This window comes from Enterobacter sp. PGRG2 (assembly GCF_030291195.1).
Taxonomy (GTDB): domain Bacteria; phylum Pseudomonadota; class Gammaproteobacteria; order Enterobacterales; family Enterobacteriaceae; genus Enterobacter_D.
This window is the reverse complement of the sequence record NZ_CP127837.1, coordinates 1,270,390-1,289,174: the sequence shown is the minus strand read 5'-3', so window position 1 is coordinate 1,289,174 and position 18,785 is coordinate 1,270,390. Positions and strand designations below refer to the sequence as shown.

Annotated in this window: 15 protein-coding genes and 1 riboswitch; of the genes, 8 read left to right on the top strand and 7 right to left on the bottom strand. The window is 56.3% G+C overall.

The window, feature by feature from the left end; translation table 11 throughout:
* Window positions 1-8 precede the first annotated feature (8 nt).
* A riboswitch (cobalamin riboswitch) is annotated at window positions 9-185 on the bottom strand.
* A 116-nt stretch (window positions 186-301) separates the two neighbouring features.
* A complete protein-coding gene (gene trmA / locus QRD42_RS05535) occupies window positions 302-1,402 on the top strand; it encodes a tRNA (uridine(54)-C5)-methyltransferase TrmA (RefSeq protein WP_321988363.1) in 1,101 nt (366 codons plus the stop codon).
* 5 nt (window positions 1,403-1,407) lie between these two features.
* On the opposite strand, the gene QRD42_RS05530 is transcribed toward trmA, so the two are convergent.
* Together QRD42_RS05530 and fabR are read right to left on the bottom strand one after the other, a co-directional pair.
* On the bottom strand, window positions 1,408-1,767 hold the full coding sequence (locus QRD42_RS05530; protein ID WP_072571307.1) for a YijD family membrane protein: 360 nt from the start codon (window positions 1,765-1,767) through the stop codon (window positions 1,408-1,410).
* Between the two features lie 10 nt (window positions 1,768-1,777).
* Window positions 1,778-2,413 carry an HTH-type transcriptional repressor FabR gene (gene fabR / locus QRD42_RS05525; protein ID WP_072571308.1) on the bottom strand — a complete coding sequence of 212 codons (636 nt, stop codon included), beginning with the start codon at window positions 2,411-2,413 and terminating at the stop codon, window positions 1,778-1,780.
* Between the two features lie 199 nt (window positions 2,414-2,612).
* On the opposite strand from fabR, the gene sthA reads away from it, so the two are divergent.
* On the top strand, window positions 2,613-4,013 hold the full coding sequence (gene sthA, locus QRD42_RS05520) for a Si-specific NAD(P)(+) transhydrogenase (protein WP_072571309.1): 1,401 nt from the start codon (window positions 2,613-2,615) through the stop codon (window positions 4,011-4,013).
* Here sthA and oxyR read toward each other — a convergent pair.
* Window positions 3,996-4,913 (bottom strand): DNA-binding transcriptional regulator OxyR, encoded by a 918-nt coding sequence (oxyR, locus tag QRD42_RS05515; RefSeq protein WP_072571310.1) that lies wholly within the window; start codon window positions 4,911-4,913, stop codon window positions 3,996-3,998. The two genes, sthA and oxyR, sit on opposite strands and share 18 nt — an antisense overlap.
* A gap of 394 nt (window positions 4,914-5,307) precedes the next feature.
* Between oxyR and QRD42_RS05510 the strand changes: the two genes are divergently transcribed.
* Window positions 5,308-7,401: a glycosyl hydrolase family 18 protein gene (locus QRD42_RS05510; RefSeq protein WP_321988362.1), complete on the top strand. Its 2,094-nt coding sequence runs from the start codon at window positions 5,308-5,310 to the stop codon at window positions 7,399-7,401.
* Between the two features lie 49 nt (window positions 7,402-7,450).
* Here the strand turns inward: QRD42_RS05510 and argH are convergent, their stop codons facing one another.
* The 3 genes from argH to argC all read right to left on the bottom strand — a co-directional run bounded on the left by argH (window position 7,451) and on the right by argC (window position 10,736).
* Window positions 7,451-8,824 carry an argininosuccinate lyase gene (argH, locus tag QRD42_RS05505; protein WP_321988361.1) on the bottom strand — a complete coding sequence of 458 codons (1,374 nt, stop codon included), beginning with the start codon at window positions 8,822-8,824 and terminating at the stop codon, window positions 7,451-7,453.
* A gap of 123 nt (window positions 8,825-8,947) precedes the next feature.
* Window positions 8,948-9,724 carry an acetylglutamate kinase gene (gene argB / locus QRD42_RS05500; protein WP_099458830.1) on the bottom strand — a complete coding sequence of 259 codons (777 nt, stop codon included), beginning with the start codon at window positions 9,722-9,724 and terminating at the stop codon, window positions 8,948-8,950.
* A gap of 7 nt (window positions 9,725-9,731) precedes the next feature.
* A complete protein-coding gene (argC, locus tag QRD42_RS05495; protein WP_318364883.1) occupies window positions 9,732-10,736 on the bottom strand; it encodes an N-acetyl-gamma-glutamyl-phosphate reductase in 1,005 nt (334 codons plus the stop codon).
* A gap of 88 nt (window positions 10,737-10,824) precedes the next feature.
* On the opposite strand from argC, the gene argE reads away from it, so the two are divergent.
* From argE to gldA, 5 genes are all read left to right on the top strand, one after another.
* Window positions 10,825-11,976, top strand: a complete 1,152-nt coding sequence (gene argE / locus QRD42_RS05490; protein ID WP_072571315.1) for an acetylornithine deacetylase — start codon at window positions 10,825-10,827, stop codon at window positions 11,974-11,976.
* A gap of 246 nt (window positions 11,977-12,222) precedes the next feature.
* Window positions 12,223-14,874 carry a phosphoenolpyruvate carboxylase gene (gene ppc / locus QRD42_RS05485; protein ID WP_318377310.1) on the top strand — a complete coding sequence of 884 codons (2,652 nt, stop codon included), beginning with the start codon at window positions 12,223-12,225 and terminating at the stop codon, window positions 14,872-14,874.
* 59 nt (window positions 14,875-14,933) lie between these two features.
* On the top strand, window positions 14,934-15,776 hold the full coding sequence (locus QRD42_RS05480) for a helix-turn-helix transcriptional regulator (RefSeq protein ID WP_321988360.1): 843 nt from the start codon (window positions 14,934-14,936) through the stop codon (window positions 15,774-15,776).
* Window positions 15,777-15,904: 128 nt separating this feature from the next.
* Window positions 15,905-16,567, top strand: a complete 663-nt coding sequence (gene fsa, locus QRD42_RS05475; protein ID WP_321988359.1) for a fructose-6-phosphate aldolase — start codon at window positions 15,905-15,907, stop codon at window positions 16,565-16,567.
* A gap of 12 nt (window positions 16,568-16,579) precedes the next feature.
* The gene (gene gldA, locus QRD42_RS05470) at window positions 16,580-17,683 is read left to right on the top strand and encodes a bifunctional L-1,2-propanediol dehydrogenase/glycerol dehydrogenase (protein ID WP_321988358.1); all 1,104 of its coding nucleotides are present in this window, start codon (window positions 16,580-16,582) and stop codon (window positions 17,681-17,683) included.
* A gap of 35 nt (window positions 17,684-17,718) precedes the next feature.
* On the opposite strand, the gene metF is transcribed toward gldA, so the two are convergent.
* Complete coding sequence (metF, locus tag QRD42_RS05465) at window positions 17,719-18,609, bottom strand: methylenetetrahydrofolate reductase (RefSeq protein WP_072571320.1); 891 nt, start codon at window positions 18,607-18,609, stop codon at window positions 17,719-17,721.
* Window positions 18,610-18,785 lie beyond the last annotated feature (176 nt).

The following is an 18,785-nucleotide window of genomic DNA, read 5'->3' as shown; positions in this document are numbered from 1 at the left end:
GATGTGAACCAAATGCGACGTTAACCGGCAGGTCTTCGGGCTCGAAAGTACAACAGATGATGACTTCCCACCTTACGGCAGTGTCTGCTTTCGCTATCACCCTTAACTTCTTACCGCTGCGCGTCAGCTCCAGATTTGCACTGGATTCCCTTTTAACTCAGGAGACCGGAAAGCGGATGCTACATTTAGTTACATATAGATGTCCAGACTGCTAATTAAGAAATCCGAAAACCGCAGGGCTGGACAATACGCACACAATCCCTACAATCCCCGCGTAATTCAATCTTACTCAGGACGCACCATGACCCCAGAACACCTCCCGACAGAACAGTACGACGCGCAACTGGCCGAAAAAGTCGTCCGACTGCAAAGTATGATGACGCCTTTTGCCGCGCCGGTTCCGGAGGTGTTCCGTTCCCCGGTCAGCCATTACCGTATGCGTGCCGAATTCCGCATCTGGCATGACGGTGACGACCTGTATCACATCATCTTCGACCAGCAGACGAAAAACCGTATTCGCGTCGACAGCTTCCCGGCGGCCAGCGAGCTGATTAACCAGCTGATGCGCGCCATGATGGAGGGCGTATGTCACTCCCCGGTTTTGCGTCATAAGCTGTTCCAGATCGATTACCTCACCACCCTCAGCAATCAGGCCGTGGTATCGCTGCTGTACCATAAGAAGCTGGATGATGCCTGGCGCGAACAGGCCGAAGCCCTGCGCGATGCGCTGCGGGCGCAGAACTTGAACGTGCACATTATTGGTCGCGCCACGAAAACCAAAATCGCGCTGGATCAGGATTATATTGACGAGCGACTGCCGGTCGCCGGTAAAGAGATGATCTATCGTCAGGTGGAGAACAGCTTCACGCAGCCTAACGCGGCCATGAACATTCAGATGCTGGAATGGGCGCTGAACGCCACAAAAAATTCGACGGGGGATTTGCTGGAGCTGTACTGCGGAAACGGCAACTTCTCGCTGGCGCTGGCGCGCAATTTCGATCGGGTACTGGCGACGGAAATCGCCAAGCCGTCAGTGGCGGCAGCGCAATACAATATTGCCGCTAACCACATTGATAACGTGCAGATTATCCGCATGGCGGCAGAAGAGTTTACTCAGGCGATGAACGGCGTGCGGGAATTTAACCGCCTGCAGGGGATCGATCTGAAAAGCTATCAGTGCGAGACGATTTTCGTCGATCCGCCGCGTAGCGGGCTGGACAGCGAAACCGAGAAGATGGTGCAGGCGTACCCGCGTATTCTGTACATTTCCTGTAACCCGGAAACCTTATGCAGGAACCTGGAGACGCTGAGCCAGACGCACAATATTGAACGTCTGGCCCTGTTCGATCAGTTCCCGTACACGCACCATATGGAGTGCGGCGTACTGTTGACCCGTAAGTAAGCGGCTTATTCCGGCAGTTCATGCCTGCGGTTACGCAGGCGATAACCGATCCAGAATACCAGCGCCACGGAGAGCACCGCAGGCACGAAGTTAGAGCCGATAGCCGGATACTCTGCGCGCACCACGGCGCTGTAAAGCAGCACGCCAAGGATGAAACACGCCGCCGCCAGACCGGGTAAACCCACCGGCATGGTACGGTTCTGATAACGCTGATGCAGACAGTACACCGTCAGCACCAGCGCAATAATCGGGAAGATGGAAAACGGCACAACAGAACTGAAAATGGCGGTAAAGGTGCCATTGATGGACAGGCCAGCGATCAGCGCCAGCAGCAACGTACCTTTATCTTGAACTGTCTGTTTCATTACTCATCCTTCACTCATCGGGTTGTTGCGAAATTTTCTCTTGTTCACGGCGATACCAGTAATACGCGCCTTTGGAAATCATCCGCAGCTGTAAAACCAGTCGCTCTTCTAATTGCCGACGTTGTTCCACGCCAATATCTAATGCTTCAGCGCCTGCGTTAAAGACGATAGTGACCATCGCTTCGGCCTGCGCTTCGGTGAACGCCCGCGGCATATGGTTTTCGAGTTCGAGATAATCGGCAAGTTCCGCAATAAAGTGCTGAATTTCACGCGCCACCGCGGCACGAAACGCCGCCGACGTGCCGGAGCGTTCCCGCAGCAGCAGACGAAAAGCATTAGGGTTATTGCCGATAAATTCCATAAAGGTGGACACCGACGTGCGGATCACGCTGCCGCCTTTGGCGATACGCTGACGCGCCTGGCGCATCAGCTGGCGCAGCATCAGCCCGCTTTCATCCACCATGGTCAGGCCGAGTTCATCCACATCGCGGAAATGGCGATAAAAAGAGGTCGGCGCAATACCCGCCTCGCGCGCCACTTCGCGCAAGCTGAGGCTGGCAAAACTACGCTCAGCGCTTAATTGACTAAATGCCGCTTCTACCAGCGAACGCCGGGTGCGTTCTTTTTGTTGCGCTCTAACGCCCATCACGATGTCTGAATCCTTCCAAAGGCCCGATGGCACTATACCAGACAATAAAACTAATCGGTTTACATTGCTTTGTGAATGATTGTTTACGGGCAGTTTGTGCTTTGGCTTCGCAAAAAAGCACAACGATAATTGGGTTAAAGCGGGGCAAATGTTATCATTGTGTTTATTTTGTGTATAAAAACAGGTGAGTAATACCATGTCACATTCCTGGGATTACGATGCAATAGTGATAGGCTCCGGCCCAGGCGGCGAAGGCGCGGCAATGGGTCTGGTTAAACAGGGAGCACGGGTCGCGGTTATCGAACGCTACCACAACGTGGGCGGCGGCTGTACGCACTGGGGCACCATCCCTTCCAAGGCGCTTCGCCATGCCGTCAGCCGTATCATTGAATTCAACCAGAACCCGCTGTACAGCGACCATTCCCGCCTTCTTCGTTCCTCCTTTGCCGACATCCTCAATCATGCCGACAGCGTGATTAATCAGCAGACCCGCATGCGTCAGGGCTTCTATGAACGCAACCATTGCGAGATCCTGCAGGGCAACGCGCATTTTGTGGACGATCATACGCTGGCGCTGGAGTGTCCGGACGGCACCGTGGAAACGCTGACCGCCGAAAAATTCGTCATTGCCTGCGGCTCGCGTCCGTACCATCCGGCAGACGTCGATTTTGCCCATCCGCGCGTGTACGACAGCGACTCGATCCTCAGCCTTCAGCATGAACCGCGCCATGTGATCATCTATGGCGCCGGGGTGATCGGTTGCGAATACGCGTCGATCTTCCGGGGAATGGAGGTCAAAGTTGATCTGATCAACACCCGCGATCGCCTGCTGGCGTTCCTCGATCAGGAGATGTCAGATGCCCTCTCCTATCACTTCTGGAATAACGGCGTGGTTATTCGCCACAATGAAGAATACGAGCGCATCGAAGGCACGGATGACGGGGTGATTATGCACCTCAAATCCGGCAAAAAGCTAAAAGCGGATTGCCTGCTCTACGCGAACGGCCGCACCGGTAACGTGGACTCGCTGGCGCTGGAAAACATCGGTTTACAGGCGGATGGACGTGGCCTGCTGAAAGTGAACAGCATGTACCAGACGGCGCTGCCGCACGTGTATGCCGTCGGCGATGTGATTGGCTACCCGAGCCTGGCGTCTGCCGCTTACGATCAGGGCCGTATCGCCGCGCAGGCGATGGTAAAAGGCGAAGCCAGCGCGCATCTGGTGGAAGACATTCCTACCGGCATCTACACCATTCCGGAGATCAGCTCGGTCGGGAAAACCGAACAGCAGCTCACCGCCATGAAAGTGCCTTACGAAGTGGGGCGTGCGCAGTTTAAACACCTGGCGCGCGCGCAGATCGTCGGCATGAGCGTCGGCACGCTGAAAATTCTGTTCCACCGCGAGACCAAAGAAATTCTGGGGATCCACTGCTTTGGCGAACGCGCCGCCGAAATTATTCACATCGGCCAGGCGATCATGGAGCAGAAAGGTGGCGGTAACACTATTGAGTACTTTGTTAACACCACCTTTAACTACCCGACCATGGCGGAAGCCTATCGGGTAGCGGCGCTGAACGGCTTAAACCGCCTGTTTTAACAGGCGGTCAAAGTGGCCATCCATAGTGGTACGGATGGCCTCTGCCAGTTGCTCATAGCGGCTGCGCAGCGGTGAGCCAGGGCGGTAGACCAGGCCAATGGTACGACGCGGTTCCGGCTTAATGCACGGCAGATAGATGACGCCGTCGCGCTTGCGCTCTGGCGGCACAGAGAGCGCAGGCAGCAACGTAATACCACTTCCCGCCGCCACCATATTACGCAGCGTTTCCAGACTGGTGGCACGGAAGTGCGTATCTTCGTCGGCCCCGGCTTCGAAGCAGAAGCCCATCGCCTGATCGCGCAGGCAGTGCCCGTCTTCCAGCATCAGCAGTTTTTCGCCCGCCAGATCGCCCATAGGCACACGATCGCGGTTCGCCCACGGGTGATCCTCATAGATCGCCAGCATCATCGGCTCGTCAAAGAGCGGCACTTCAATAAAGGCTTCACTCTCTTTTACCAGCGCCAGGATCGCGCAATCAAGCTTACCGCTGTCCAGTTGCGTCAGCAGCTGATGCGTCTGGGCTTCATGCAGATACATTTCCAGTTTCGGGAAGGTCTGGTGCAACAGCGGGATAATCTGCGGCAGCAGATACGGCCCCACGGTCGGGATCAGGCCGATATGCAGCGGGCCGGACATGGTTTCGCCCTGCTGGCTGGCCATCTCTTTAAGCACTTTTACCTCACGCAGCACGGTGCGCGCCTGATCCACCAGCAGCAGACCGGACTGGGTAAAGAGTACTTTGCGGCTGGTGCGCTCCAGAAGCATGACGCCAAGCTCATCTTCCAGTTTACGGATCTGGCCGCTCAGCGTAGGCTGGCTGACATGGCAGGCATCTGCCGCGCGGCGAAAGTGGCGGTGTTCAGCTAACGCAACCAGGTATTCAAGATCGCGAATATTCATTCTTCATCCTCCGACGCCATGATAGTCCATGGCGATAGATAGAATAGCAATGAACGATTATCCCTATCAAGCACTCTGTACAATAATTAGCACCAGAAACGAGGCGGCATCTCAAAAATCCCTTGAAGCCACTCGCCTCGTTTTGAAAATACTAAAGCCAACGTGAACTATTTAGCGGACCATGGGTCCGCTTTTTTTTGCAGCAAATAATGAGTCCTTTACTTATAAATCTACGGATAATCCGTAAAACCCGCCTCTAATTATAAATTAGATAAATATTATCCCGCCAATATATATATTTAGTTTAAGTTAAAACGTTATTCTCTTGAAATATATTTATGCCTGCATAAAAATGCCGCCGTAGTTTTTTCAATAACTGATGGAATAGTGAACGATGAAATTGAATATGATGACGCGATATTTTATCGCGGCAGGTCTATTGGCCTGCGCCGGAAACGCCTTTGCGCTGGAAGCATGGAGCGGTCAGGAAGGCGGCGATACTATTGAAGTGATTTTTGACAGTAAAGTGTATACCAACCGCTGGTATGTTAACGCTGATAATTGCCCGAAAGATGCATCCGCAGATAACTGGGAAAATCCATGGACTTATGTCCGCGATGCCACGCCCGCAGAAATAAACGAATATGGCAATCCGACCACCTGCGACGCTGGCGGTATCACGCCGGTCAATTACGACGCATTCAGCGCCGAAAAGAATTACGTCACGGGCGATATTGTCAGCTATGGCGATGTGAATTATCAGGCGAAAAGCGCGGTTCCGGCATATTCCTTTACGCCAGGCGAAGATAATCCATGGCAATTATATACCCCAGTTCCGGTGTGGAGTTCTACTCAGGTATATAACAAAGGCGATGTCGCGCAACTTGACGGCCAGTCCTATGAAGCGCTGTTTTATACCGTGGGAGATAATCCCTCGAATCCCGCTAACCAGAACCCGACCGGTACTAATGGCCGTCCGTGGAAGCCATTAGGCCCGACCGTCGAATATAGCGAAGCAGAACTGAGCGCCGCGCCACAATATAGCGCCACTGCGCTTTATGAAGCGGGTACGCTGGTACAGTTCCAGGGCCAGCCCTATGTATCGCAGGCGAAAGTGAAAGCCGTATCGCCGGTTGATGAAAACCCCTGGGCGATCTACACCGACTGGACCGGCACTAAAGAGCGCGTAGGTACGCCGAAAAATCCGTGGCCCGCTCACGTTTACGCCCCCTATGTCGATTTCACCCTGAATTCCATTCCGGATCTGGCGAAGCTGGCAAAAGAGCAAAACATTACCCATTACACCATGGCGTTTGTGGTGGCGAAAAGCGGCGAGCAGTGTATCCCGACCTGGGGCACCGCCTACAGCATGCAGGACTACGCCCAGTACAGCAAAATCAAAGCGCTGCGTGAAGCAGGCGGCGATGTGATGGTGTCTATTGGCGGCGCGAACAACTCCCCGCTGGCGGCCGCCTGTAAGAACGACGCCGATCTGCAAAAACACTATTACGACATCGTGGATAACCTGAACCTCAACGTGCTGGACTTCGACATTGAAGGCACCTGGGTCGCCGATCACGAATCCATCCAGCGTCGTAACCGTGTGGTGAAAGCCACCCAGGATCAATGGAAAAAAGAGGGCCGTAAAGTCGGCGTCTGGTATACCCTGCCGATCCTGCCGACCGGTCTGACGCCGGACGGTGTCTACGTGCTGGAAAATGCGCGTGATGCAGGCGTGGAACTGGCAGGCGTCAACGTGATGACCATGGACTACGGCAACTCAATTTGTCAGTCCGACGGCACCGAAGGCCAGAACATTCACGGCACCTGCGCCACCTCCGCCATCGACAACCTGTTTAATCAGCTGAAGAAAATCTGGCCGGCGAAATCTGATAAAGAGATCAACGCCATGATGGGCACCACGCCAATGATTGGCTACAACGACGTGCAGGGCGAAGTGTTCTATCTGTCGGATGCCCAAAAAGTCATGGAGGATGCTACTGACCGTAAGCTCGGTATGATTGGTATCTGGTCAATGGCGCGCGACAAGCCAGGCGTACCGGGTCAGGTTTCTCCGGAACATAGCGGCATGACGCCATCGCAGGCACCCGAGTACGCTTACAGTCAGGTATTCGCGCCTTTCACCAGCGTCTCTGACGAGCTGGCTGACGGCGTACACTCTTTTGAAGCTGTCACCACGGCAAGCCAGCGTAGCGTTGAAATCAACCTCACTACCGCCGCGCAGAAGAGCCGTAAATTTGTCGCTTTCCACAATGCAGGTGAAGGCGATAAATACATGGGTCATACCCAGAATGGTTCGGTGTACTACGGCAGTAAACGCGTCAGCGGCAACGACACCATCGTCACGCTGCATTACTACTACGCACCAAAAGTGGGCGATGTCATTACCCTGGTGGAAGATGTAAAAGGTGAAGTGACTGTACTGAAGAAATTCACCATTACAGAAGAGATGATTAAGCTCAAATAACCCGCAGTGCTAAAACCAGAACCCCGCCGGTGGCGGGGTTCTTTTTTGTTCAGCCCAGGCGTTGTCGGGCATCGGCAATCGCCTGCGCTACCTGCGCCGGTGACACACCGCCTTTCGCCGCGCGTTTATCGAGGCAGGATTGCAGTGACAGGATCGGATAGACATCCCCGCCAATCACGCTGCTGAATTTCTGCAAATCCGCCAGCGGCAGATCTTCCAGCGGTTTACCCTGAGCAATGGCTTCCACCACCGCTTCGCCGACAATATGGTGCGCTTCACGGAAGGGAACGCCTTTGGCGACCAGATAATCCGCCAGCTCGGTGGCATTCGCGTAACCCTGCTGCGCCGCTTCCTGGCAGCGTGGACGTTTCACCTGAATACCGTCCAGCACCAGAGTTGCCATGTGCAGGCAGTCCAGCCAGGTATCCAGCGCGTCGAACAGCCCTTCTTTGTCTTCCTGCATATCTTTGTTATACGCCAGCGGCAGACCTTTCAGGGTCATCATCATGCCGGTCAGCGCGCCCTGTACACGGCCGCATTTACCGCGGATCAGCTCCAGCGCATCCGGGTTTTTCTTCTGCGGCATTAAGGAGGAGCCGGACGTCACGCGGTCGGACAACTCCACAAAGCCTGCTTCACCGGTGTTGAAGAAGATCAGATCTTCGGCGAAACGCGACAGATGCACCATGCCGATGGACGCGTCAGACAGCAACTCCAGCACGTGGTCACGATCCGATACGCTGTCGAGGCTGTTACGGGTCGCTGACGCAAAGCCCAGCCAGCCCGCCAGCTGTTCACGGTCGATTTCATAAGCCGTGCCCGCCAGCGCGCCGCAGCCTAACGGACTGACGTCCAGACGCTTGAGCGCATCCTGCAGGCGGCTTTCATCACGGGCCAGCATCTCGACATAGGCCAGACACCAGTGGGCAAAGGTCACCGGCTGCGCACGTTGCAGGTGCGTATAGCCCGGCATCACCGCATCCTGATTGGCCTGCGCGGTTTCCACCAGCGCAGACTGTAACTGGCGATTCGCGCCAAGCAGTTCACTCACCTGCTCTTTACACCACAGTTTCAGATCAGTGGCCACCTGGTCGTTACGGCTACGCCCGGTATGCAATTTTTTGCCCAGCGCGCCCACTTTGTCGATGAGTCTGCCTTCCACCCAGCTGTGAATATCTTCGGCGTCGCTGGTAAGAATTTGCTGCGGATCGAGACGCACTTCCTCCAGCAGAATAGTGAGCGCATCTTCCAGCTGTTGCTGTTCCTGCGCCGTCAGTACGCCTACCGTTACCAGCGCCTTAGACCAGGCCACAGAGCCAACAATATCCTGCTCCGCCAGGCGATAGTCAAAGCGCAAAGAGTCGTTGAACTGTTTGAACCGTTGATCCGCTGCCTGAGTAAAACGCCCGCCCCAAAGTGCCATAACATTCTTCCTTTCTTTATGAATTCTGCCGGATGGCGCTACGCTTATCCGGCCTACGGTCTGTAGGCCCGGCAAGCAACGCGCCGCCGGGCATTAAATCTTACGCCAGCGATGTATGAAATCTTACGCCAGAATACGGGTGCCAATCGGCGTGCCGTTAAACAGCGCCGGAAGTTGTTCCGCATGACGCCATGACGCGATGTCCACCGGACGGCCCAGCGTGCGGGCGGCATCCAGCGCGGCGTTCACCTTCACGATCATGCCATCGGTAATAATTCCCTGGTCGATCAGCTGCTCAGCTTTCGCCGCCGTCATTTCGGCAATGCGCTGACCTTTACCGTCAAGAATGCCGCTGACATCAGAGAGCAGGATCAAATCCGCGCCCAGGGTCGCTGCCAGCGCCGTGGCCGCCTGGTCGGCGTTGACGTTCATTAACTGCCCGTCGTCGGTCACGCCAATGGAGCTGACCACCGGCAGGAAACCGCCGTCCAGCAGAGTGTTGATAAGCTTTGGCGAGCCAGGTTTTGCATGGCCGACGTGACCCAGTTCTTCGTCGAGCTGCGTCACGCTCACGCTGTCGCCATCGCCCAGATACAGACCAACAGAGGCGATATGATGTTTCTTCGCCCATGCCAGCAGCGTTTTGTTGGCGGTACCCGCCAGCGCGCCGGTGATGATGTCGATCTGATCGGCTGGCGTGACGCGCAGGCCGTTTTTCTTGGTCACCGGCAGGTTAAGCTGCTTCATCAGCTCATCCACCACACAGCCGCCGCCGTGCACGATAACCAGCGGGCGCTGATGAGACTCACGATAATTGACCAGCGCCGTAAACAGGCGCTCCAGCGCTTCTTCGCTATCCAGCAGTACGCCACCCAGCTTGATAATTAATGGATTCATCATTGCACCCTTAAATAAGAGACTGCGTTTCAGCATAGCCGAAACGAATGTTTGCACACTGCACCGCCTGCGCCGCCGCACCTTTCAACAGGTTATCTTCGGTCGCCACCACAATGAGATGCTGATCCGACACCGCGAAACCAATATCGCAGAAGGGTAAACCAACCACGTTTTTCAGCGCCGGAACACCTTTGTCATACAGACGCACCAGCGGTTTATCCGCATACGCCTGCCGGAAAGCCTGGGCGATCTGCGCGCTGTCGACGCCCGGTTTCAGGCGGCAGGTAATAGTTTCCAGAATGCCGCGCGGGAAGTTGCCCAGGTGCGGGGTAAAGATCACCTCTGCGCCCAGATGGGTGGTGATTTCCGGGTGATGGCGGTGATTAAACACGCCATAGGGTTGCAGGCTCACTTCACAGAAACTGTTGGAGATAGCGGCTTTGCGCCCGGCGCCGCTGACGCCGCTGGTGGCGTTGATCACCGGCCATTGGGAAAGATCCAGCAGCCCGGCGTCGATCAACGGCTTCAGCGACAGCTGCGCCGCCGTCGGGTAGCAGCCCGGCACGGCGATCAGATTCGCCTCTTTCAGTTTATCGGCGTTCCACTCCGCCAGGCCATAGACCGCTTTTTCCAGCAGATCCGGATGCTGATGGGTGAAGCCATAATATTTTTCATAGAACCCGGCATCGTTAACGCGGAACGCCCCGGAGAGGTCGAACACCACGCAGCCCGCCGCCAGAAATTGCGGCGCGAGGTCATGGCTGACTTCATGGGCGGTTGCCAGAAACACCACGTCCACGCCGTCGGTAAATTCGCTGATGTCGGACATCGGCTGTAAAGGCAGATCGACAATGCCTTTCAGCTGCGGATGCAAATCGGAGATGCGCTTTCCCGCATCATTGCTTTGCGCTGACACGGTCAAAGCGGTTATGTTCATATGAGGGTGGCGATTCACGTAGCTTACAAGCTCAGCGCCCGCATAACCGCTAGCGCCCACAATCAGCGTATTCAACATCGGGTTCCTTTACGATCAACGTTAGTGTATTTTTATTCACATTTACTGCATGAATATTGATACTATCACGACCTAAGGTGTGTCAACAATGAAAATGAATCTACCGCCATTTATCGAGATTTACCGCGCTCTGATAGCCACACCGTCTATCAGCGCAACGGAAGAAGCGCTGGATCAGAGTAATGCGGCTTTAATCAATCTGCTGGGCGGCTGGTTTGGCGATCTCGGGTTTAAAGTGGACATCCAGCCGGTTCCCGGCACGCGCAATAAATTCAATATGCTCGCCAGCGCGGGCCAGGGATCGGGCGGTTTACTGCTTACCGGACATACCGATACCGTGCCGTTTGACGATGGTCGCTGGACGCGGGATCCCTTTACCCTCACCGAGCATGACAACAAACTTTACGGCCTCGGCACTGCCGATATGAAAGGCTTTTTTGCCTTCATTCTTGATGCGCTGCGTGACGTGGATGTGACGCAACTTAAAAAGCCGCTCTACGTACTGGCCACCGCCGATGAAGAGACCAGCATGGCGGGCGCGCGCTATTTCGCCGAACACGCCGAAATCCGCCCGGACTGCGCCATTATCGGCGAACCGACATCCCTGCAACCGGTACGCGCCCACAAAGGGCACATCTCGAATGCCATCCGCATTCTTGGTCAGTCCGGCCACTCCAGCGATCCGGCGCGCGGCGTTAACGCCATCGAACTGATGCATGAATCCATCGGTCATATTCTGCAACTGCGCGACACGCTGAAAGAACGCTATCACTTTGACGCCTTCACCGTACCTTATCCGACGCTGAACCTCGGCCACATTCACGGCGGCGACGCGGCGAACCGAATCTGCGCCTGTTGTGAACTGCATATGGATATTCGCCCGCTGCCGGGCATGACGCTTAACGATCTGGAAGGGCTGCTTAATGAAGCGCTGGCGCCGGTGAGCGAACGCTGGCCGGGTCGCGTCAATATCGCCGAGCTGCACCCGCCGATCCCCGGCTACGAGTGCCCGCCGGATCACCAGCTGGTCGAGGTGGTGGAAAAACTGCTCGGCACGCAAACGGAAGTGGTGAACTACTGCACCGAAGCGCCCTTTATTCAGACCCTGTGCCCGACGCTGGTGTTAGGCCCCGGCTCAATTAATCAGGCGCACCAGCCGGATGAATATCTGGAAACGCGCTTTATTAAGCCGACCCGGGAGCTGATCACCCAGGTGGTGCATCACTTCTGCTGGCATTAATTCTTCCCCCTCGCCTCCCGGTGAGGGGTGATTTTTGTCACATCTCCATAAGCTTTACTTATCTGCAACTGCGCCTGTTAACTTTCATAAATTGCCGTCATTTATTCGTTTGCTGAACCGTTTTCGCAGCAATTGACGCACGGGGTTTTACGTGGCTTTATAAAAGACGGTGTCTTATTTCCCTGCAGTCCTGATACGTGACCAGGGTTATAACAAAATAAAATGAGATGGGGTGTCTGGGTTAACATGAACGAACAATATTCCGCTTTGCGTAGTAATGTCAGTATGCTCGGCAAGCTGCTGGGAGATACCATCAAGGACGCGCTGGGAGAGAACATTCTCGACCGTGTCGAAACGATCCGTAAGCTCTCAAAATCCTCACGTGCAGGTAACGAAGCCGACCGCCAGGCGCTGCTCACCACCTTGCAGAACCTGTCCAACGATGAGCTGTTACCGGTGGCTCGCGCCTTCAGCCAGTTCCTGAATCTGGCTAATACCGCCGAGCAATACCACAGCATATCGCCAAAAGGCGAAGGGGCCAGCAATCCGGAAATTATCGCCCGCACCCTCAGAAAGCTGAAAGACCAGCCCGATCTCAACGAAGACACCATTAAAAAAGCCGTGGAATCCCTGTCGCTGGAGCTGGTGCTGACCGCCCACCCGACAGAAATCACCCGTCGCACGCTGATCCACAAAATGGTGGAAGTGAATAACTGCTTAAAGCAGCTTGATAACAAAGACATTGCCGATTACGAGCGTAACCAGCTGATGCGCCGCCTGCGCCAGCTGATTGCCCAGTCCTGGCATACGGACGAAATCCGTAAACATCGCCCAAGCCCGGTGGACGAAGCCAAATGGGGCTTTGCCGTGGTGGAAAACAGCCTGTGGGAAGGCGTCCCGAATTACCTGCGCGAGCTGAACGAACAGCTGGAAGAAAATCTTGGCTACAAGCTGCCGGTGGATTTTGTCCCGGTGCGTTTCACTTCCTGGATGGGGGGCGATCGCGACGGCAACCCGAACGTCACGGCGGAGATCACCCGCCACGTCCTGCTGCTGAGCCGCTGGAAAGCCACCGATCTGTTCCTGAAAGATATTCAGGTGCTGATCTCTGAACTGTCGATGGTGGAATGCACCGACGAACTGCGTGAAATGGTGGGCAGCGAAGGCGCGCAGGAGCCGTACCGCTATCTGCTGAAAGGGCTGCGCAGCCAGCTGATGGCGACCCAGTCCTGGCTGGAAGCCCGTCTGAAAGGCCAGCGCCTGCCGAAACCCGCGGGCCTGCTGACCAACAACGAACAGCTGTGGGATCCGCTGTACGCCTGCTATAAATCCTTACAGGCCTGCGGCATGTCCATCATCGCCAATGGCGAACTGCTCGACACCCTGCGCCGCGTCAAATGTTTTGGCGTGCCGCTGGTACGTATTGATGTACGYCAGGAAAGTACSCGYCATACCGAAGCGCTGGGCGAACTGACCCGCTACCTCGGTATTGGCGATTACGAAAGCTGGTCAGAGGCCGATAAACAGGCGTTCCTGATCCGCGAACTGAATTCCAAGCGCCCGCTGCTGCCACGCAACTGGGAGCCAAGCGACGACACCCGCGAAGTGTTTAACACCTGCAAAGCGATCGTCGATGCACCGCAAGGATCTGTTGCCGCCTATGTGATCTCCATGGCGAAAACGCCGTCTGACGTGCTGGCGGTGCATTTGCTGCTGAAAGAAGCCGGTATTGGCTTCGCCCTGCCGGTCGCGCCGCTGTTTGAAACTCTCGACGACCTCAACAACGCCAATGACGTCATGACCCAGTTGCTGAATATCGACTGGTATCGCGGCTTCATTCAGGGCAAACAGATGGTGATGATTGGCTATTCCGACTCCGCGAAAGATGCGGGCGTGATGGCGGCGTCATGGGCGCAATATCAGGCACAGGACGCGCTGATCAAAACCTGCGAAAAAGCGGGCATCGCGCTGACGCTGTTCCACGGACGCGGCGGCTCTATTGGTCGCGGCGGCGCACCGGCACACGCGGCGCTGCTCTCGCAACCGCCGGGCAGCCTGAAAGGGGGTCTACGCGTGACCGAACAGGGCGAGATGATCCGCTTTAAATACGGCCTGCCGGATATCACCATCAGCAGTCTGTCCCTCTACACCGGCGCGATCCTCGAAGCCAACCTGCTGCCGCCGCCGGAGCCGAAAGACGCCTGGTGCCATATTATGGACGAGCTGTCTGACATCTCCTGCGACATGTACCGTGGCTATGTGCGCGAAAACGAAAGCTTTGTGCCCTATTTCCGTTCGGCGACGCCGGAGCAGGAACTCGGCAAACTGCCGCTGGGCTCACGTCCGGCCAAACGTCGCCCGACCGGCGGCGTCGAATCGCTGCGCGCCATTCCGTGGATTTTCGCCTGGACGCAAAACCGCTTAATGCTGCCCGCCTGGCTGGGCGCAGGCGCGGCGCTGCAAAAAGTGGTGGAAGACGGTAAGCAGAGCGAACTGGAAGCCATGTGTCGCGACTGGCCGTTCTTCTCTACCCGTCTGGGGATGCTGGAAATGGTGTTCTCCAAAGCTGATTTGTGGCTGGCGGAATACTACGATCAGCGTCTGGTGAAACCGGAGCTGTGGGCGCTGGGCAGCGAGCTGCGTGACCAGCTGGAAGCGGACATCAAAGTGGTGCTGGATATCGCTAACGACTCGCACCTGATGGCCGACCTGCCGTGGATCGCCGAGTCAATTCAGTTGCGTAACATCTATACCGACCCGCTCAACGTTCTCCAGGCCGAACTGCTGCACCGTTCGCGTCAGGCGGAAGAAGAAGGTAAAGAAGCAGATCCGTGCGTGGAACAGGCCTTAATGGTCACCATCGCCGGTGTGGCTGCCGGTATGCGTAACACCGGCTAATCTGCACGGTCTCCCCCGCCCGGTGACGCAAGGTTCACCGGGCGATCTCCGGGAAAAACATGTCATACGACCTCAGCCATCACCTTACCCGATTCGCCGAAGACGCCGCCCTGTTGCAGCGCGTCTGGTTTGCTCGTGGCGCAGGGCCGGTTCCGGCAGGGGCATTGCAGACGGATTTTCCGCGGCTGGAAATCGTGCTCGACGGCGAAATAACAGACGGCAGTGAACCCGCAGTCATGGCGGAAAACGACGTGCTCTTTATCCCCGCCGGTCACTGGAACGCGCCGCAATGCCGCCAGCCTGCCACTCTGCTTAACATCCACTTTGAGAAACAGTATTTAGTTTTCAGCGTGCAACGCCGGGACGGCGTCCATCTGCACAATCTGTGTCACGCCCAGGTGGCGCGGCGCGGCCCGCGTACCGGCTCTTTATTATTGCAGACGCTCAGTGAATTACAGATGCAACCGCACGAGCAGCGCACCGCCCGTCTCACGGTAAGAAGCCTGCTCAGCCACTGCGCCGATCTGCTGGGCAGCCAGATCCAGACCGCCTCCCGCAGCCAGGCGCTGTCTGAAGCCATACGCCATTATATCGACGAAAATTATGCCGCGCCGCTGACCCGTGAGTCCGTGGCGCAGGCGTTTTATATTTCCCCGAACTACCTCTCCCATCTGTTTGCCAATACCGGGGCGACAGGATTTAACGCTTATCTGAACCAGATCCGGCTGGAACATGCGCGCATGTTGCTGAAAAATTACGATCTGAAAATAAACGAAGTGGCCCACGCCTGCGGCTTTGTTGACAGTAACTATTTCTGCCGCCTGTTCCGCAAAGCCACCGAGCGCACCCCGTCCGAATACCGCCGCCAGTATCACAGCCAGCTGACCAAAACGAACCTGTGAGCCAGCTCGCATTTCTGACCGCAGCTTACATTTGTCCAGTGTTTGGCAGATTTGACAGATAGCGGCCTGTCGGCCCCGGCTTTTATGCTGATCGCCATCGCAACTTCAGAAAGCTGACGAGGTAAAGCATGGAACTCTATCTGGACACGGCCAACGTTGCCGAAGTCGAACGCCTGGCGCGCATTTATCCGCTGGCGGGCGTGACCACCAACCCGAGCATAATCGCCGCCGGTAAACAGCCGCTGCGGGAGGTATTACCTCGTCTGCAACAGGCTATCGGGCCTGACGGCACGCTGTTCGCGCAGGTGATGAGCCGCACGGCGGACGGCATGGTGGCAGATGCCCGACAGCTGAATGACATCCTGCCGGGCATCATTGTCAAAGTGCCGGTGACTGCCGAAGGGCTGGCGGCCATCAAAATGTTAAAAAAAGAAGGCATCGTGACGCTGGGAACGGCGGTGTACAACCCGGCGCAGGGTCTGCTGGCGGCGCTGGCGGGGGCGAAATACGTCGCGCCCTACGTCAACCGCGTGGATGCGCAGGGCGGCGACGGTATCCGTATGGTGCAGGAGCTGCAACGTCTGCTCGAACTTCATGCGCCGGAGAGCATGGTGCTGGCCGCCAGCTTTAAAACCCCGCGCCAGGCGCTCGACTGTCTTCTGACCGGATGTCAGGCGATTACGCTACCCTTAGAGGTAGCGCAACAAATGCTCGGTACGCCGGCAGTAGAGGCGGCGATCGAGAAATTCGAGCACGACTGGCAAACCGCCTTTGGCACGTTAACGCTGTAAAAGGAGTCAACTATGGACCACATTATTCAATCGCCGGGTAAATACATTCAGGGGGCAGATGTGCTCACCCGTCTGGGAGACTATCTGAAACCGCTGGCGGAAAGCTGGCTGGTGGTCGGTGACAAATTCGTTTTAGGTTTCGCGCAGGAGACGCTGCAAAAAAGTTTTGATGACGCCGACCTGAGCGCCGATATCGTGCCCTTTGGCGGCGAATGTTCGCAAACGGAAATCGACCGTCTGCGCGCGCTGGCTGAAGAGGCAGACTGCACGGCGGTGCTGGGCATTGGCGGCGGTAAAACCCTGGATACCGCCAAAGCGCTGGCCCACTACATGCACCTGCCGGTGGCGATCGCACCGACCATCGCGTCAACCGATGCGCCGTGCAGCGCGCTGTCGGTGATCTATACCGAGGCCGGTGAATTCGAACGTTACCTGATGCTGCCGAAAAACCCGGATCTGGTGATTGTCGATACCAAAGTGGTGGCGGGCGCGCCTGCGCGTCTGTTAGCCGCCGGGATCGGCGATGCGCTGGCCACCTGGTTTGAAGCGCGCGCCTGCGCCCGCAGCGGGGCCACCACCATGGCGGGCGGACAGTGCACCCAGGCGGCGCTGGCGCTGGCCGAGCTGTGCTACAACACGCTGCTGGAGCAGGGTGAAAAAGCCATGCTGGCGGCGGAGCAGCATGTGGTCACCGCCGCGCTGGAGCGCATCGTGGAAGCCAATACCTACCTAAGCGGCGTCGGTTTTGAAAGCGGCGGACTGGCGGCGGCGCATGCCATTCACAACGGTCTGACGGCGATCCCGGACGCGCACCATTACTATCACGGCGAAAAAGTGGCCTTCGGTACACTGACGCAGCTGGTGTTAGAAAACGCGTCGGTGGAGGAGATCGAAACCGTGGCGTCGCTGTGTCACAGCGTCGGCCTGCCGATCACGCTCGCCCAGCTGGATATTAAAGCCGATATTCCGGCGAAGTTGCGCCAGGTGGCGCAAGCGGCCTGCGCGGAAGGGGAAACCATTCACAATATGCCGGGCGGGGCCACGCCTGAAGAGGTTTACGCGGCGCTGATCGTCGCCGATCAGTATGGTCAGCGTTTCCTGGAAGAGTGGGAATAAACCGGCTGCCGGGCAGTCATGCCCGGCGTTTTTGGTTACAGCGACGGGCGCACGCCCAGTGTATGACAAATGGCATAGCTCATCTCGGCGCGGTTCAGCGTATAGAAGTGGAAATCCTTCACCCCTTCGCGGCTTAAAATCTTCACCATGTCCATGGCGATATTCGCGCCCACCAGCTTACGGGTTTCGGGGTCATCATCCAGACCGTTAAACATCTGCGACATCCATGCCGGAATACGCACGTTGGTCATGTCGGCGAATTTTTTAGCCTGTTTAAAGTTCGAGACCGGCAGAATGCCCGGAATGATTTCCACGTCGATGCCGGTCGAGGCGCAGCGGTCGCGGAATCGCAGATAGCTTTCCACGTCGAAGAAAAACTGCGTGATGGCACGGTTAGCGCCAGCGTCGATTTTGCGTTTCAGGTTCAGCAGATCCGCCTGCGCGCTCTTCGCTTCCGGGTGCACTTCCGGATAGGCGGCAACGGAAATATCAAAATCAGCAACCTCTTTTAACAGCGCGACCAGGTCGGTGGCGTACATATCAGGCTTACCGCCGCCCGGCGGCAGATCGCCGCGCAGCGCCACGATATGACGGATACCGTTGTTCCAGTAATCCCGGGCGATGCTGCGCAGTTCGTCACGGCTGGCGTCAATACAGGTGAGATGCGGCGCCGCTTCCAGACCGGTTTTATCTTTGATGCCTTTAATAATGCTGTGCGTACGGTCGCGCTCGCCGGAGTTTGCGCCATAGGTCACAGAGACAAATTTCGGCTTCAGGCTGCTCAGGCGATCGATGGAGTGCCATAAAGTCTGTTCCATTTCACTGGTGCGCGGCGGGAAAAACTCAAAAGAGACATTAATCTGCCCCTGCACTTCTGCCAGGCTCTGATTCAGGGCTTCCCGCTGGTTGGCGTGAAAAAAGCTCATACCTTACCTCATCAATCGCGTGTCGTTGTTTATTGTAATGTGAACTTCTATACGTTTAGACGTCCAGATGTAAAAATGACGGAAAAGCGATATGGCGTCAACAGAATTATCGTGAAACTGTGTGAGGATTGTTCAGGGAAGATGAAAAAGATTCAGGATGGAAAGTCCCCTCACTC